This is a genomic window from Collinsella sp. TF07-1, from assembly GCF_003437235.1.
Lineage (GTDB): Bacteria > Actinomycetota > Coriobacteriia > Coriobacteriales > Coriobacteriaceae > Collinsella.
On sequence record NZ_QSRV01000001.1, the window covers coordinates 125,719 to 142,915 of the forward strand.

At 61.4% G+C, this 17,197-nt stretch carries 10 protein-coding genes; 6 read left to right on the forward strand and 4 right to left on the reverse strand.

Annotation, left to right across the window (positions count from 1 at the left end; genetic code table 11):
* The first annotated feature begins 60 nt into the window (after positions 1-60).
* Positions 61-1,425, forward strand: coding sequence for a PFL family protein (locus tag DXC67_RS00560; RefSeq protein ID WP_035136908.1), 1,365 nt, complete (start codon positions 61-63; stop codon positions 1,423-1,425).
* A gap of 312 nt (positions 1,426-1,737) precedes the next feature.
* Here the strand turns inward: DXC67_RS00560 and metK are convergent, their stop codons facing one another.
* Positions 1,738-3,018, reverse strand: coding sequence for a methionine adenosyltransferase (gene metK / locus DXC67_RS00565; RefSeq protein WP_117636948.1), 1,281 nt, complete (start codon positions 3,016-3,018; stop codon positions 1,738-1,740).
* A gap of 220 nt (positions 3,019-3,238) precedes the next feature.
* Between metK and gltX the strand changes: the two genes are divergently transcribed.
* The 5 genes from gltX (at position 3,239) to DXC67_RS00590 (ending at position 10,571) form a co-directional block, all read left to right on the forward strand.
* Entirely contained in the window at positions 3,239-4,714 is a 1,476-nt protein-coding gene (gene gltX / locus DXC67_RS00570; protein ID WP_117636949.1) for a glutamate--tRNA ligase, read from the forward strand.
* Between the two features lie 210 nt (positions 4,715-4,924).
* Positions 4,925-7,378 carry a primosomal protein N' gene (gene priA, locus DXC67_RS00575; protein WP_117636950.1) on the forward strand — a complete coding sequence of 818 codons (2,454 nt, stop codon included), beginning with the start codon at positions 4,925-4,927 and terminating at the stop codon, positions 7,376-7,378.
* An 18-nt stretch (positions 7,379-7,396) separates the two neighbouring features.
* Entirely contained in the window at positions 7,397-7,933 is a 537-nt protein-coding gene (gene def, locus DXC67_RS00580) for a peptide deformylase (RefSeq protein ID WP_117636951.1), read from the forward strand.
* A 320-nt stretch (positions 7,934-8,253) separates the two neighbouring features.
* Positions 8,254-9,174: a methionyl-tRNA formyltransferase gene (gene fmt, locus DXC67_RS00585; RefSeq protein WP_117636952.1), complete on the forward strand. Its 921-nt coding sequence runs from the start codon at positions 8,254-8,256 to the stop codon at positions 9,172-9,174.
* Complete coding sequence (locus DXC67_RS00590; protein WP_117636953.1) at positions 9,171-10,571, forward strand: RsmB/NOP family class I SAM-dependent RNA methyltransferase; 1,401 nt, start codon at positions 9,171-9,173, stop codon at positions 10,569-10,571. The genes fmt and DXC67_RS00590 overlap by 4 nt, the downstream gene beginning before the upstream one ends.
* A gap of 160 nt (positions 10,572-10,731) precedes the next feature.
* Here the strand turns inward: DXC67_RS00590 and DXC67_RS00595 are convergent, their stop codons facing one another.
* From DXC67_RS00595 to glgA, 3 genes are all read right to left on the reverse strand, one after another.
* Positions 10,732-10,968 carry an FmdB family zinc ribbon protein gene (locus tag DXC67_RS00595; RefSeq protein ID WP_117564081.1) on the reverse strand — a complete coding sequence of 79 codons (237 nt, stop codon included), beginning with the start codon at positions 10,966-10,968 and terminating at the stop codon, positions 10,732-10,734.
* An 88-nt stretch (positions 10,969-11,056) separates the two neighbouring features.
* Complete coding sequence (locus DXC67_RS00600) at positions 11,057-14,353, reverse strand: 4-alpha-glucanotransferase (RefSeq protein ID WP_117636954.1); 3,297 nt, start codon at positions 14,351-14,353, stop codon at positions 11,057-11,059.
* Between the two features lie 429 nt (positions 14,354-14,782).
* Positions 14,783-17,116 (reverse strand): glycogen synthase GlgA, encoded by a 2,334-nt coding sequence (glgA, locus tag DXC67_RS00605; protein ID WP_199410541.1) that lies wholly within the window; start codon positions 17,114-17,116, stop codon positions 14,783-14,785.
* Positions 17,117-17,197 lie beyond the last annotated feature (81 nt).

Below are 17,197 nucleotides of genomic sequence, written 5' to 3' on the forward strand. Positions count from 1 at the left end.
CACGTGCGGCACGTTAGAATAGATAAGACTATGCTCGTTTTGGCAGATAGGAGCGCAAGGATGGCGATCACGCCCGCAGAAATCGCGGAAACCCGCGGCATGGTTGAGGAGCAGAACCTTGACATCAGGACCATCACCATGGGTGTTTCGCTCATGGGTTGCGGTGACGAGAACCTCGACCGCATGTGCACGAAGATCTACGACCACGTGACGCACACGGCTGAGCATCTGGTCGAGACCGCCGAGAACCTCGAGCGCGAGTACGGTATCCCCATCGTCAACAAGCGCGTTTCCGTCACCCCGGTGGCGCAGATCGCCGCATGCTGCAAGGATGAGGACCTCACCCCCATCGCGCATGCCCTCGACCGCGCGGCCGAGACGCTCGGCATCGATTACCTGGGCGGCTTCTCCGCACTCGTCCAGAAGGGCATCGGCGACGCCGATCGACGCGTCATCCAGTCCATCCCCCAGGCGCTCGCCACCACGAGCCGCGTCTGCTCCAGCGTCAACGTCGCCAGCCTGCGTGCCGGCATCAACATGGACGCCGTGCTCATGGCCGCGCAGACCATCATCGACGCCGCCAAGCTCACGGCCGACCAGGATTCCGTTGGCGCTTCCAAGTTTGTCTGCTTTGCCAACATGGTCGAGGACTCCCCGTTTATGGCGGGCGCCGTCCACGGCGGTGGCGAGGCCGACGCCGTCATCAATGTAGGCGTCTCGGGCCCCGGCGTTATGGCCGCTGCCCTGGAGACGCTGCCCGATTCCGCCTCGATGATGGAAGTCGCCGAAAAGATAAAGCAGACCGCCTTTAAGATCACCCGTGCCGGCGAGCTCATGAGCCGCGAGGCCGCCCATCGCCTGGGTGTCGAGAAAGGCATTGTCGACCTGTCGCTGGCTCCCACGCCTGCCATTGGCGACTCCGTCGCGCGCATCCTCGAAATCATCGGCGTGGGCACCTGCGGTGGCCCCGGCACGACCTGCGCGCTCGCCATGCTCAACGATGCCGTCAAGAAGGGCGGCGTCATGGCCAGCTCCAGCGTGGGCGGCCTCTCGGGCGCCTTTATCCCCGTGTCCGAGGACGCCGGCATGATCGCCGCCGTCGAGGCCGGCGCGCTTTCGCTCGAGAAGCTCGAGGCCATGACCTGCGTGTGCTCCGTTGGCTTGGACATGATCGCCATCCCCGGCGACACCCCGGTCGAGACCATCGCCGGCATCATCGCCGACGAGATGGCCATCGGCGTCATCAACAACAAGACCACGGCCGTCCGCGTGATTCCTGCCATCGGCAAGGGCGTGGGCGACTGCGTCGAATACGGCGGTCTGTTCGGCCGTGCGCCCATCATGCCGGTGAACCCCAACGCCGGCACCGTGCTTGCCCACCGTGGTGGACGCTTCCCGGCACCGCTGAACTCGCTGAAGAACTAGCTGAGGGGGACTGGCGAGGAGCCCCGGGGAGGGCAAATATATAAGGTCGCCTGCCCGGACAGTCCTGACTCGCACGGAGAGCACATTAAGTGCTCTCCGGCTCGTGCGGAACTCGCGATCGACCTTATGCCCCGCCCCTCGGGACTAAGGATACATGGTAGAGGCGCATGTGCTCCAAAATTCATTGGCTGCTGACGTTGCGTATGCCCATATCGAAATATCTTCACCACCGGATTAATAAAAAAGAAGTACCGGTTGGGGCCGGTACTTCTTTTGGTGCATCGATATGTGGCTGCAGCTTTTGCCGTTGGCTTACAGGCCGCAGGCTGCTTTGAGTTCTTCGACTCGGTCGGTCTTCTCCCAGGTGAAGTCGGCGTCTTCTCGGCCGAAGTGGCCGTAGGCTGCCGTCTTTTCGTAGATGGGGCGACGCAGGTCTAGGTCGCGGATGATTGCGCCTGGGCGCAGGTCGAAGGTCTTCTCGACGGCCTCGACGATCTTGTCCTCGGCAACATGCGCGGTACCGAAGGTGTCGACCATGATTGAGAGGGGCTTGGAAACGCCGATGGCGTAGGCGAGCTCGACTTCACAGCGGTCGGCCAGACCGGCGGCGACCACGTTCTTAGCGACCCAGCGCGCGGCATACGCGGCGGAACGGTCGACCTTGGTGCAGTCCTTGCCGCTAAAGGCACCGCCGCCGTGACGGCCGTAGCCGCCGTAGGTGTCGACGATGATCTTGCGGCCGGTGAGGCCCGTGTCGCCCATGGGGCCGCCCACGACAAAGCGACCGGTGGGGTTCACGTAGATGTCCGCGTTGTCCCACGGCATGTTCTCGGCGGCCATGACCGGGGTGATGACGTGTTCGATGAGGTCGGCCTTGATCTTGCCCATGTCCTCAATCTCGGCGGCGTGCTGCGTGGAGATGACGATGGTCGTGACCTCCACGGGCTTACCTTCCTCGTAGCGCACCGTGACCTGGGTCTTGCCGTCGGGGCGCAGGTAGGGCAGGGTTCCGTCATGGCGCACGGCAGCCAGGCGCTCGGCCAGGCGGCTTGCCAGGTAGTGCGGCATGGGCATGAGGGTCTTGGTCTCGTTGGAGGCATAACCGAACATCATGCCCTGGTCGCCGGCGCCGATCAGGTCGATCGGGTCGGTGGTAGCGCCGGTCTGGGTCTCGAAGGACTCGTCAACGCCCTGGGCGATATCGGGCGACTGCTCGTGGATGAGGCTCATAACGCCGCAGGTGTCGCAGTCAAAACCGAACTTGGCGCGGTTGTAGCCAATGCGGCGGATGACGCCGCGGGCGATTTCCTGTACGTCGACGTAGGCCTGGGTGCGAATCTCGCCGGCGACGATGACGGTGCCGGTGGTCACGAGGGTCTCGCAGGCGCAGCGGACGTTCTCCACGTTGGCAGGCACGCCGTTGGGGGCGATGTAGCCCTGCTCCTGGAGCTCTATTTCTTTGGCGAGGATTGCGTCGAGGACGGCGTCACTGATCTGGTCAGCGATCTTATCGGGATGACCTTCGGTCACCGACTCCGACGTAAAAACAAAGGACCCGTGTTGGGGTGGGATGGAACGAAGTTCTTCTGACATGATTGTCCTTTCAAAAACGTGTCCCGGCGACCGTTACCATTCCGCCGGGCTCTCTATGCAAGGGCACATCATAGCGCGTAAATCAAACATTCACACCCTTTCCGCACCCACTCATTTAAGTCTGTCCCCAATGAGTGGGTCGGTGCCCTTTGTGCGGAGGTTGCTTTGATGCTTTATACTGGTGCGGTTAGACATCCATCCTGCAATCGAGGAGATTTCCATGGCATCAGACGTTCGCGTCCGCTTTGCACCCTCACCGACGGGCAAGCTGCACATCGGCGGCGCCCGCACCGCTATCTATAACTGGGCTTTCGCCCGTGCAAACGGCGGCACGTTCATCCTGCGCATCGACGACACCGATCCCACCCGTTCCACCGACGAGAACACGCAGATCATTTTGCGCGCCATGCGTTGGCTGGGCTTGGACTGGGACGAGGGCCCCGAGGTGGGCGGCGACTATGGTCCCTATGCCCAGACCGAGCGCCTGGACCTGTACAAGCAGGCCGCCCAGAAGCTTTGGGATGAGGGCAAGGCCTATCCCTGCTTCTGCACCAAGGAGCAGCTCGATGCCGACCGCAAGGCCGCGCAGGAGCGCAAGGACCCCTTCCAGGGCTATCAGCGTCGTTGCCGCGATCTTGATCCCGAGGAGGCCCGCCGCCGCATCGAGGCCGGCGAGTCCTACGTCCTGCGCATCAAGGTGCCCGAGGACCGCGGCGACGTCGTCATCCACGACGCCGTCCACGGCGAGGTGACCTTCGACGCCAAGGAGCTCGACGACTTTGTCATCTTCCGCTCCGATGGCACGCCCACGTACAACTTCGCGACCGTCGTCGACGACGCCATGATGAAGATCACCCATGTCATCCGCGGCGACGACCACCTGTCCAACACCCCGCGCCAGGTCATGGTCTACGAGGCCCTCGGCGCGCCCGTGCCCACGTTCGCCCACATCTCCATGATCCTGGGCGCCGACGGTAAGAAGCTCTCCAAGCGCCACGGCGCAACTTCGGTGGAGGAGTACCGCGACGCTGGTTACCTTTCCGACGCCTTCGTCAACTATCTGGCGCTGCTCGGCTGGTCGCTCGACGGCGAGACCACGATCATCCCGCGCGATGTCCTGGCCAGCAAGTTCTCGCTCGACCGCATCTCCAAGAACCCGGCGACCTTCGATCCCAAGAAGCTCGATTGGGTCAATGCCGAGTACATCAACGGCATGTCCGATGCCCAGTTTGCCGACGAGATCATGGTCCCCGAGCTGCACGAGGCGGGTCTCATCGAGGGCAACGTCGAGTACGGCGAGGACTGGATCGACGCGCTTGCCGCCATCGTCAAGCCGCGCACCAAGATGCCGGCCGACGTCGTGACCGTCGCCGCTCCCATCTTTGCTACGGCCGAGACGCTCGAGTATGACGAGAAATCCGTTAACAAGGGTCTGGCTAAGGAAGGCATGGTCGCCATTCTGGATGCCGCCAAGGCCGCGCTCGAGGGCGTGGACAAGTGGACTGCCGAGGCCATCGACGCCGCGCTTGAGCCGCTGCCCGAGCAGATGGACCTTAAGAAGCGCGTGGTGTTCCAGGCCGTGCGCGTCGCCGTCTGCGGCAACATGGTGAGCCCTCCGCTGGGCGAGACCATGGCGCTCGTCGGCCGCGACGACTGCCTGGCGCGTATCGACCGCGCCCGCACGATGGCGCTGTAGTAGACGCGTAAACGCATGTATCCGAGCCCCGTTCCCCCGAGCGGGGCTCTTGTTTCTGTACCGATGAGTGGGTTGCTGGGACAAAATAATCAGTAGTGTTTGTCCCATGTTCGAGTGACGCAACGAGCTCGACACTCGTATCGGCCATGGGACAAACTCTACTGATTATTTTGTCCCACCCCTTTCAGGTCCGTTCGTTAGAGGTGGTGTATGGCTCAACAACTGTCGCTGTTTGGTTCGCCGGAACCGGAGGAGGCTCTGGTGAAGCCCGTGCCTGCCGCTGCCTCGGCTCAGCCTAAGCCTGCACCTGAGCCCATCGCTGCCTACGCGAGCGTGGTTCTCGACATTCCTACCCGAGCGCTGTCCGAGCCATTCGCCTACTGCATTCCCCAGTCCCTTGCCAACGAGGCGCAGATCGGATCCACGGTCCTGGTTCACTTTGGTAACCGTGCCGCCGCGGGCTATGTCGTCGACATTGCGCCTGAGCTGGGCGACCTGCAGGGTAACAACGCCCTCGACCCCGCGCGCATTAAAGCCGTCGAGGCTATCCTCAGCAAACCGCTCTTTACCGCCGAAGCCGCCCGTATCGCACGCTGGATGAGCCACGAGTACGTCGCAACGCTTTCCGAGTGCCTGCGCCTGTTTTTGCCCCCGGGCGGCAGTCCGCGTGTGGTCAAGGGTGACGACGGCGTGTGGACGGTTGAACGTCCAGCCGTCAAACCCATCCAAAATCGCTGGGTCATGCTCACGCCCGAAGGCTTCGACTATACGCCGCCCAAGACCGCGGTCCGCCAGCGCCAACTCATCGAGGCGCTCCAGTGCGGCCCGGTCACGACGCGCGACCTCAACCTTCTCTATAACAGCATGTCGTCGACCATCAAGGCGCTCGAAAAACGCGGCGTCGTGGTTGTGGAGGAGCGCCGCGCCTGGCGTGGCTGCAACGAGCAGACCACGCTGTCCTCGGCGAGCGGCAAGGCCCCGATGGCACTCACCAACGGTCAGCGACAGGCCCTCGCGCAGATTGAGCGCGCTCGCCTGGATGCGCACGGCGACGTGGTGCTCGTGGACGGCGTCACCGGCTCCGGCAAAACCGAGGTTTACCTCTCCGCCATTGAGCGCGTGCTTGCAGCCGGTCGCTCGGCCTGCGTGCTGGTGCCCGAGATTTCGCTGACGGCCCAGACCGTCGGCCGCTTCCGTTCGCGCTTTGGCGAGACGGTCGCCGTGTTCCATTCGCGGCTTTCGGCCGGCGAGCGCCTGGACCAGTGGGATATGGTTGCCAGCGGTGCGGCCCGCGTGGTCGTCGGCGCACGTTCGGCGCTCTTTTGCCCGCTTGACGACCTGGGCCTCATCATCATTGACGAGGAGCACGAGACCAGCTACAAGCAGGGGTCCAGTCCGCGCTACCATGCGCGCGAGGTGGCAGCCGAGATGGCGCGCCGCTATCGCTGCCCGCTCGTGCTGGGGTCGGCCACGCCTTCTGCCGAGGCCCTCGACCGCTGCCGCCGCGGCATGTATAACGGTGCCACCTGGACGCGTGTCGAGATGCCCGAGCGCCCCGGACACGCCGTGCTTCCCACGGTCCGCATTGCCGACCTGCGCCGCGAGTTCTCGCACGGCAGCCGCTCCATGTTCTCAAAACCCTTGATGGAGGGCTTGGAGCGTGTGGTCGAGCGCCGCGAGAAGGCCGTGCTGCTGCATAACCGCCGTGGCTTTGCGCCATTCCTTATGTGCCGCGAGTGCGGCTGCGTCCCCACCTGCAACCACTGCTCCACAGCGCTTACGTATCACGAGCGCACACACACGCTGAAGTGTCACACATGCGGTTCGTCTTGGCGCGTGCAGCCGTATCCCGCGCCCACGAGCCGTTGCCCCAAATGTGGCAGTCGCTACCTGGCAAAAATGGGCCTGGGCACGCAGCAGATCGAGGACGCTCTGCACCAGTTGCTTCCCGAGGACGTTGCCATCATTCGCATGGATGCCGATTCCACGCGTGGCAAGGATGCGCACAAAAAGCTGCTCGAGCAGTTCGATGCGGCGGATTGCGCCGTGTTGCTGGGTACCCAGATGATCGCTAAAGGTCTCGATTTTCCCGAGGTCACGCTCGTGGGCGTGGTCAATGCCGACTTTGCGTTAAAACTGCCCGATTTTAGAGCGGGGGAGCGCGCCTACGATTTACTGGAGCAGGTCGCCGGCCGTGCCGGTCGTGGTGATCGTCCCGGCGAGGTGATCGTCCAGACCTACCTGCCCGAGGATCCGGTCATTCGTGCCGTCGCTGAGCACGACCGTTCGATCTTTACCGACTACGATTTGGACCAGCGCCGCGACGCGCTGTACCCGCCGTTTGTTCGCCTGGTCAACATCTTGGTGTGGTCGGCAAACCGAGACGACGCGCAGGACTACATTGGGCGCATTGCAAAGCTTCTTAAGCGCCGCTGGCATGCCGCCGCGCCCGATTTTTTGCGGGCGGGGAGTGCCGTGCCGCAGGTGCTAGGCCCGGCTTCGTGTGTAATCGAGAGAGCCAAGGACCGTTACCGCTTCCATCTGCTTGTGAAGTCGCCCGTGGGGTACCATGTCTCTGATGATATCGACGCCTGCCTCAAAGAGGTGGGCTCTGTGCGCGGCGTGAGCGTGAGCGTTGACGTCGACGCCTATGATTTGATGTAACAAACCGAAAGGATGGCCATGGAAGCCAACGGAATCGTACTGTCGCCCGACCCTCGTCTGCGCCAGGAGTGCGCCGTCATCGAGGAGATCACCCCGGCGATCGAGGCGCTTGCCGAGAAGATGAAGAAAATGATGTTCGATAACGGCGGTTGCGGCCTGGCTGCTCCGCAGATCGGCGAGCTCATTCAGCTCGTTACCATCGACTGCGACTACAGCGACAAGAACGACTACGACCCGTACGTGCTCATCAATCCCGTGATTGTCGAGCAAAGCGACCATCTCGTTCCGTATAGCGAGGGCTGTCTATCCATTCCTGGTATTAGCTGTGAGATCGAGCGTCCCGACCATGTCGTCGTCGAGGCGTACGACTTGGACGCAAACCTGATTCGCTACGAGGCTACGGGCGACCTGTTCTGCGTGTGCCTGCAGCACGAGATCGATCACCTGCATGGCAACACTATGTTCGAGCGACTGAAGCCGATGCAGAGGCTCAAGGCCGTCAAGGAGTACCAGGACGCCCTGGCCCGCGGCGCTCGACCGGGCGAGACGGAGTAGGTTTGTCCGTCCCCGGGGCGCCGCCTATATCATCCCGTGCTCAAACATTCTCGCTGCGCTGCGAAACTGCGCGCGGGACGATATAGGCGGGCGCCCCGGGGACTACGTTGACGCTGCTTGTCTCGCCCGGGTGCCGTTGGGTCAGGGATAGGCGTCTTCGCTGATAATTGCTTTGTTGGAAGAGCTGCTTTTATTGCGGCTCTTTCTTTGGTTTTGGGTATATTTGTTCTTGTTGAATTGTTATTGCGGATGGGCTGGGTACTTGGCTTTCCGCTGTTGTTTGTAGCCGTCTCGGCTTTGCTTGAGGGGAGACGTTCTTTATGCGTATTGTGTTTATGGGTACGCCTGATTTTGCTGTGCCTTCTTTGACTTCGCTTGTTGAGGCTGGGAATGAGATTGCGCTTGTTGTTACTCGTCCTGATGCTGTTCGTGGGCGTGGTAAGAAGCTTGAGCCGTCTCCTGTTAAGGCTAAGGCGCTTGAGCTGGGGTTACCGGTTGTTGAGGCTAATCGTATGACGCCTGAGGTTGTTGAGGTGCTCAAGGCTGCGCAGGCTGATATTTTCTGTGTGGCAGCCTATGGTTGCATTTTGCCCGATGAGGTGCTGCATATGGCGCCGCTTGGTATTGTGAATGTTCATGCTTCGCTGCTGCCTCGCTGGCGTGGCGCCGCTCCCATTCAGCGTGCCATTCTTGCTGGTGACGAGGTTGCTGGCGTTTCCATTATGCGCATTGGGCATGGTGTGGATACTGGTGCTTATTGTGCTCAGGCTTCCACGTCGGTTGCCGGTAAGCATGCCGAGGCGCTGACTATGGAGCTCGCTGAGCTCGGCGGCAAACTGCTTGCCGATATGCTTCCTTCTCTTGCCGATGGCACTGCCGTGTGGACTGAACAGGATGAGGCGCTCGTTACCCATGCTGCCAAGATTTCTAAGCAGGAGATGCGCTTGGATCCGCAAATGGCGGCGCTCGATTGCGTGCGTCATGTGCTCGCTTCGTCCGATACCGCGCCTGCTCGTTGCGTGATTGCCGGCAAGACCGTGCGTGTGCTCGATGCTGCGGCGGCTGATGTGTCGCTTGGCGAGGGTCAGGTTCTCGTTCAGGCTAAGCGTGTTTACCTTGGCCTTTCCGATGGCTCGGTTGAGTTGCTCGAGGTTAAGCCTGATGGCAAGCGTGCTATGGCCGCTTCTGCTTGGGCTGCTGGCTTGCAGGGTGCCGATCTTTCGTGGGGTGTATTGTCATGAGCAAGCTGTCTCCCGCGCGCAAGCTTGCGCTCGATGTACTGATGGAGGCCGATCGCCGCGGCATGTATGCGCGCGACGTGCTGTCCTCTCGCGCATCGGCCAAGGCTATTGACCAGCGCGATTCCGCTTTTGCCGCCCGCTTGGCGCTGGGCGTGGCCGCCACGCAGGGTATTTTGGACGAGCTGCTCGATCAGTTTCTCGATAAACCCAAAAAGGTTGCGCCGCGCGTTCGCATGGCGCTTCGTATCTCGGCCTTCGAGATGCTCTACCTGCATACGCCGGGCCGCGTTGCCGTGAGCCAGGGTGTTGAGCTGGTGCGCAGTGGTGCTAAGTCTGCTGCGGGCCTGGCAAACGCGGTGCTGCACAAGGTTGCGGACAACGTTGAGGACTTTGCCACGGCATCCGACGTGGATGAGTCTGAGCGACGCTTGGTTCGTCTGTCGCGCCTGATGGGTCTTCCGCGCTGGCTATGCGCTCGCATTATGGCGTCGTTTGACACTCCAGAGGGTGCGCTCGGCTTCGCCGGCAATCTGGCCCCCGCGCCGCTGGCCCTGCATGAGAACGCTTTTCCTTCCAAGCCCGATCCGTATATCTCGCAGCTCGTCGCACCTGTCTTCCCGGGCTGCCATGCCCCGGTTGATGCCCAGGTTACCGTTGCTTCGGGTGCGTTTGAGCGTGCTGCCGCGGTGGCATCTGATCTCAACGCGCAGCTTATCGCCACAGCTGCCACGCGCCCTGGTAGCTGCCTTGAGATTGGTGCCGGTCGTGGCACCAAGACCTATGTGATGATGTGCCAGGCCAAGCGTACGGGCTATGAGCGTCAGCATACGGCGCTCGATCTGCATGATCGCAAGTGCGATCTGAATCTCGCTCGTCTGCATAAGGCCGGTATTCAGGGCGTTCGCACGGTTTCGGGTGATGCCTGCGAGCTTAATGAGGTGCTCACATCGTTTGATGCCATGCTTGGCGAGCCGGTTAAGTTCGACACGGTCTTTATCGATGCGCCGTGCTCTGGCACCGGAACCATGCGCCGTCATCCTGAGATACCGTGGCGCCTGACCGAAAAAGATGTGACGGTTGAGCTGCCCAAACTGCAGCTTACGATGCTCAAAGAGGCTACTGCGCGCGTGGCTGCCGGCGGCGAGCTCATCTATGCGACGTGCTCGGTTTTCGACGAGGAGAACACGCAGGTCGTGGAAGCGTTCTTGAGCTCTCCCGAGGGTGCCGGCTTTAGCGTGGCACCGCTTTCCGAGGCGCAGATTCTGCAACTCCCCGAGTTCGCCCAGGCCAAGAAGCTCGTCTCCGTACGCCAAAACGACCGAGGCCTCTTCCAAAGCGTGCCGGTAAACGCCGACTCCTACGACGGCCACTTCTGCGCCCGCCTGATCCACAACTAACTACTAATGCGCGGTGAAATAGGGATTGAATAGCGGCTTCTACCTGCCAAACTGTCCTTATTTCACCGCAATTCATAAGGAAACCTGGCCTGATAATTAGCTACCTATAGCGCTAAGAAACAGCCCCGCGATTGGTGTCGGTCGCGGGGCTGATTGGTTTCTAGTGGTTATGCGGGCAGTTGGCGCAGCAGCCGCTGGTGGCGCTGGTGCTTGAGCCACCGCTGCGCTGGTCGGTGTTGTAGAAGCCGCTGCCCTCAAACTTGATGCCGCTGGCCGAGAACGTCTTGGCGGCCGGAGCGCCGCAGTTGGGGCACACGACCTCGGGGGTCTCGGACATGGGATGCTCAACCTCAAACACGTTGCCGCAGCTCGAGCACTTGTAATCGTAGCGCGCCATAATACTTCCTTTTCAGCACAAAGCGGGCAGATTACTCTGCCCGCAAAAATTCAAACGTCTGTAACTGTACCCTATATCGGGCGTTTTATCACGCTTCGCCCCAGAATCTATGCGTGTTGCGCAGGAGCTGTGCGGTTTTGCCCTCAGCGGCCGCAACGTCGGCCTCGTCAGCCTGCCAGGTCCAGTTGCCCGTGGCCACGCCCGGTACGTTCATGCGCGCGTCGTCGCCCAGCCCCAGGACATCCTGCAGCGGCATCATCACCAGGGGAGCGTCGCTTGCCAGCGCGTCGCTCATCAGCTTGGCCGCCACCTCAACACCGCTTGGTTCATCACCGCCCGCAAAGTAACGCGTGCTCCAACCGGCCAATGTCGACGTATCGTGCGTCGAGGTGTACAGGATCTTGCCCGGCGTGGGGTGCACGCCGCAGCGGACGTCGTAGTCGCTAAACTCCAGCACGTCCATGCCGGGAAAGCCGCAGGTCGAAGCCATGGCGCGAACGCCGGGCGTCAGGTAGCCCAGGTCCTCGGCAATAAAGTTGAGCGGCCCCAACTCGTCATAGGCGGTCTGGAAAAGGTCCTTGCCCGGGCCTGCCAGCCAACGCCCGTCGGCGCAGGCCTTACCTGCGGGAATGCTAAAGTAGCTGTGGAAGCCCAGGAAGTGATCCAGGCGCACGCGGTCGTAGAGCGAGAACGCACGACGTAGGCGATCCATCCACCAGCGGTAGCCGTTCTGCTTCATGTGGTCCCAGCGGAACGTCGGGTTGCCCCACACCTGGCCCTCGGGCGCAAAGTTGTCGGGCGGCGCACCGGAGATCTCGATTGCCTTACCGGTATCGGACAGCCAGAAGTTCTCGGGTTCGCTCCACGCATCTGCCGAATCGTCGGACACGTACATAGGAATATCGCCGATGACCTCGATGCCCTTCTTGTGCGCATAGTTCATAAGCTCGCACCAAGCCAGGTCAAAGCGGTACTGCATGTACGCCTGAAGCTCGGCCTCGTCGTGAAAACGCTTGTCGTCAATCAAGTGCTCGTTGTAGCGCGCAACATCTGCCGGCCAATCGTGGCGCGATTCGCCCTCAAAGTACTTTTTGACGGCCATATAGACGCAGTACTTCTCGAGCCAATCGGCATTGCGATGTTTAAACGCGGTGTACAGCGGATCGGCATCCTCGCCGCCGTGGGCCTTCCAGGTCTCAAAGTCGGCGGCTAGCTCCTTGTGGCTTTCGGGCAGCAGGTCGATATTGCCTGCAAAGGCCGAAGGACCGGCGTAAGGGGAGCGAAAGAAGTCCGTCGGGTTGACAGGCAGGACCTGCCAGTAGCGCATGCCCATAGCGGCCATATGGTCGATAAAACGACGCGTGGGCGCGCCGATCGTGCCGGGCTTACCGTCGTCGGTCGGCACCGATGTGATATGGCACACAACGCCCGCACCGTGATCGAGCGGCTCCTGCAGACGCTGCTCGGCGTGGTGATAGATGATCGACGATCCCAGCGGATACAAATCGAGCGTGACCGTGCCGTTGTGGATCTCGCACTCGTGACCGCTGATCACGTCACTCGCGCATTCGTCGAGCGCCGGAATCGTCACGCGGTGCGAATTGCGCAGACTACGGTTGATGATAACAGTCGCGGACTCGCCATCCTTGCCCGCGCGGTTGTATGCCAGCACCTCGTCGTTGAGCGCGAAGGCCTTGATCTCGCCGTCGATCATAAACGGCAGTGCGCGGCGTACGGCGGAGGCGTTTTTGACAATAGCCAGCGTGTCGAAGTCGTGCAGTTGGTCCTTGGTCGGGAGGGTGCGGCGGTTGCCCGGATCGGTTAGACCCTCCAGGCCGTATTCGTCGCCGTAGTAGATCGAAGGCACGCCGGGGAAGGTCATCTGCATGAGCGTGGCGAGCCAAAAACGGCTCTTGGCCAGGCCCATCGAGTTCTCGTCCAGGCGCCATTTGCTGCGCTCGCACTCGGGCAGCTGCGACTCGTCGGGGCCGCCGCCGAGCACCGAGATGATACGCGGGCGGTCGTGGCTCGACAGCAGGTTGAGCGCGCAGGACAATGCCTCGCTCGGGTAGTTCTCGCGCAGGGTTTCGATATCCTCGGCTGCCTGGTAGGCGTTCTTGTAGCCCATCAAAAAGCCGATGACCATGTCGCGGAAGGGATAATCCATGGCCGAGTCCAGCTCGGAGCCTTGCAGATAGCGGCGCAGATGGCCGTAGCTGATCTTGTTGGAGGCGTCTTCCCAGACTTCGCCGAGCAGCAGCGCGTCGGGCTTCTCGGCGAGCACAGCCTTCTTGATCTCGGCCAGGAAGTCGTCGGAAAGCTCGTCAGCGACGTCCAGACGCCAGCCATGGGCGCCAGCGCGCAGCCATTTGCGGATCACGCCGTCCTTGCCCAGGAGCCGCTCGCGTACCAGCTCGGAGCTCTCATTGATGGCGGGCATGTTGCCCACGCCCCACCAGCAGTCATACGAGCCGTCCTCGTGGAAGGTAAACGCATCGCGCCACGGCGAATCCTTGCTCTGCCAGGCACCCACGCCGGGGTAGTTGCCGTAACGGTTGAAATAGATCGAGTCGTCGCCCGTGTGGTTGAAGACTCCGTCCAAGATGATGGAGATGCCCAGCTTCTCGGCTGTCTGGCACAGCTCGGTAAAGTCCTGCTCGGTGCCCAGGATCGGGTCGATCTTGGTGTAGTCGGCCGTGTCGTAGCGGTGGTTGCTCGCGGCCTCAAAGATGGGGTTGAGGTAAATGGCCGTGAAGCCCAGCTCCGCGATGCGGGGCAGGTCATTTTGGATACCCTTGAGCGAGCCACCGTAAAAATCCCAGGTCTTGATGGAGCCGTCTTCGGCACGCTCGTACTCGGGCGGTTCATTCCAGTCCTCGACCATGCGGCGCTGGATTCCGTTGCGAGGCTTTTCGACTTCGGTCTGCGTGCGCTCGCGCCAGTTTTCGTCGCGTGCATAGCGGTCGGGGAAGATCTGGTAAACCATGCCACGCTCGTACCACTCGGGACGAACTTCGCGGTGCTTGTAGACGGTAATCTGGAAGGACGGGACCTCGGCGTAGTCGTAGGTTACGCCCTCGCCGCCGGTGCGGCCTTGCGGCGCGCCCAAGCGAACCTCGGGTTGGCCCTCGATATTGCATATAAAGCTGTACCAGATAAGACAGGGCTCGGTGCACTCAAGCTCTACGGTAAATATGCCGTCGCCCTCGTGCGTCATGGGATACAGAGACTCACCGATCTCATCGATCCAGGTGCGCAGCGTAAGCGTTGCCTGGTTGGGATCGGCATCCTCCAAAATCACCGAGAGTGCAACGGAAGTTCCAGTGGTCACAGCGCCAAACGGAGTGCGAAACTGCGGCAGACGGCTGTTGTGAATCAATCTCATAGTACGGTCCAGTTCTATACAATCATGGCCAGCGGGCCATGGGCTTAACGCACAGTACTTAAGTATATCGTTGCACTTTAGTTGTATAAACTACAGCCGCTCATTATCGGCGAACGGTTGTCCTAGAAAATCGTTTTACCATCCAAATTATCGCGATGTTCAAAAACGCCTATACGGATACTATTTGTAGCCAAACGAAAGTACTTCGGTTTACTACGATGAATTGAATGATCTCGACCACAGTCAATTTGGTGATAATAAAACCGCAGGTAGAAGCGTTGCCAATTTTGTAGATTGCTCGTTGTGGTCGGCCGGAGCCATTTTGTCGTAGTAAACCGGCCCTCTTTTTAATACGAAGTTCAACCAAGAAGAGGGCGCCTGCTTGGGGCGCCCTCTTTTGCGGTGAGGATTAAGTTTTAATCGTCAGGATTAGCGGCGCTTGCGGGCGGCCGTTGCCTTGCGGACGGAGGTCTTCTTGGTAGGAGCCTTTTCCTCAGTGGGAGCGGCGGGGGAGACCGAGGCCTCCTTGGCGGGCTCGGTCTTTGCCGTAGCCTTCGGAGCGGTCTTGACCTCAGCGGCCTTCGGCGCCGGCCTGGCCTTTACCTCGGCCTTGGGCTCCTCTTTGGCAGCAGCGGGCTTAGTCTCTGCTTTGGGAGTTGCGGTCTTTGCCGTGGTCTTCTTGGCTGTCGTCGTGCGCTTGCGCGTGGTGGTCTTGGTGGCGGGCTTGGCCTCAACAGTTGCCTTCGCCTTGGACTCGGCAGGCGCCTCCTCGACCTTGGCGGCCGGCTTTGCGGCCGTCTTGGGGGCAGTCTTCGTTGCAGTGGCCTTGGTAGCCGTCGTCTTCGTAGCTGTAGCTTTCTTGGCGGCCGTGCTCTTGGTCGCGGTCGTCTTCTTGACAGCGGTCTTGGCCGGAGCCTTAGCGGCCGGCTTAGCCTCGGCGGTCTCGGCCTTTACCTCGGGAGCAGCCTCGGCCTCGGCGGCCTTCTTGGCAGCGGCGGTCGCGCGCTTGCGCGTCGGCGTTGCCTTGGCAGCAGTCGTCTTTGCTGCGGCGGCCTTGGTCGTCGCAGCCTTCTTGGCCGTCGTCTTGCGCGTTGTGGCCTTCTTGGCGGCAGGCTTCGCAGCCGACTTAGCCTCAGCCTCGGGTGCTGCCTCAGCCTTTACCTCAGATTTGGCCTCAACCGGCTTCTCCTCAGTCTTGGGCTCCTCAACAGCAGCGGGCGCCTCAACAACCGGCTCGGCCATGGGCTCGGGCTCGGCCGCAGCTTCAGGCTCGTCGACAACAGCCGCCGGCCTCTCAATCTCCGGATGCATAAAGAAGTACAGGTCCAGATACTTTTCGGCCGAACGCGTCCAGCTAAAGTCCTGGCTCATGGCCTGCGTGACCAGCTGGTTCCAAGCGTCGCGGTTATCCCAGAACAGGCGCGCCGCGCGGAATACGGCGTCTCCCATCTCGTCGCCGTTAAAGTTACTAAACGAGAAGCCCGTGCCCTCGCCGGTAAACTCGTTATACGGAATCACAGTGTCCTTCAGACCACCGGTCTCGCGTACGATAGGCAGGGTGCCGTAGCGCATGGCAATGATCTGCGACAGGCCGCAGGGCTCAAACTTCGAAGGCATCAGGAACATGTCGGCGGCAGCATACATGCGCTGCGACAGCGCCGGATCGAACTCGATGCGCGCGGCCATGGTGCCGGGGTACTTGTCCTGGAAGTAGCGCAGGCCGTCCTCGTAGTCGCGGTCGCCAGTGCCAAGCACGGCCACCTGCACGCCGCCTGCCAAAATGCGATCGAGCGCGTACATGACCAGATCCAAGCCCTTCTGGCGCGTCAGACGCGTGACCATGACCATAAGCGGGCGGTCGTCGCGAACCTCGAGCCCCAGTTCTTCCTGCAGCTTGGCCTTGCACACGGCCTTGCCCCCACGGTCATCAACCGTGTAGTTGGCGGCAATGCGCTTGTCGGTCGCCGGGTCAAAGCCTGCCACGTCGATGCCATTCAAAATGCCCTGCAGCGCATACGAACGCTCGCGCAGAACGCCGTCCAGGCCCTCGCCAAACTCGGGCGTCTGGATCTCATTGGCATAGGTGGGGCTCACTGTGGTGATGGCGTCGGCATAGCGCAGGGCGCCCAGCATGTAGTTGATGCTGCAGGCGTCGCAACGCAGCTGTGAGGCGGCCGCCGGAATATGCGCCACACCCAGGATGTCCTCCATTACGGTGTCGCTAAACTGGCCCTGGAACGCCACGTTGTGGATCGAGAACACGGTCTTGACGCGGTCATACAGCGGCAGGCCCTGGTAGAACTCGCGCAAGAACACGGGCGCCAGCGCCGTTTGCCAGTCGTTGCAGTGCAGGATGTCGCACTCAAAGCCGGCCGGCAGGTGCTGCAGGCTCTCGGTGATGGCCTTGGAGAAGAACGCAAAGCGCTCGCCGTCGTCAAAGAAGCCGTACGGATAGTCGCGCGCAAAGTAGCGCTCGTTGTCGATGAACATATAGGTGACGCCGTCGTGCTCGAGCTTCTCGAGTCCGCAGTACTCATTGCGCCAGCCCAGGCTCACGTAAAAGTCGGAGAAGTGCTCCATCTGCGCCTTGTACTCGTCCTTGATGGTTGCGTACTTGGGCACCATCACGATGACCTCGGCGCCGGCGCGCACGAGCGCCGCAGGCAGCGAGCCCGCCACGTCGCCCAGGCCACCGGTCTTAACAAACGGTGCGCACTCGGCCGAGGCAAACACGATCTGCATCTTTTTGCTGGAATCTGCCATATTGTCTCCCATGTTTCAATTCGAGAATAGCCGCCAGGCGCTAACCGGGCGGCTATTCTACATGTTACGAGCGATGTTGCG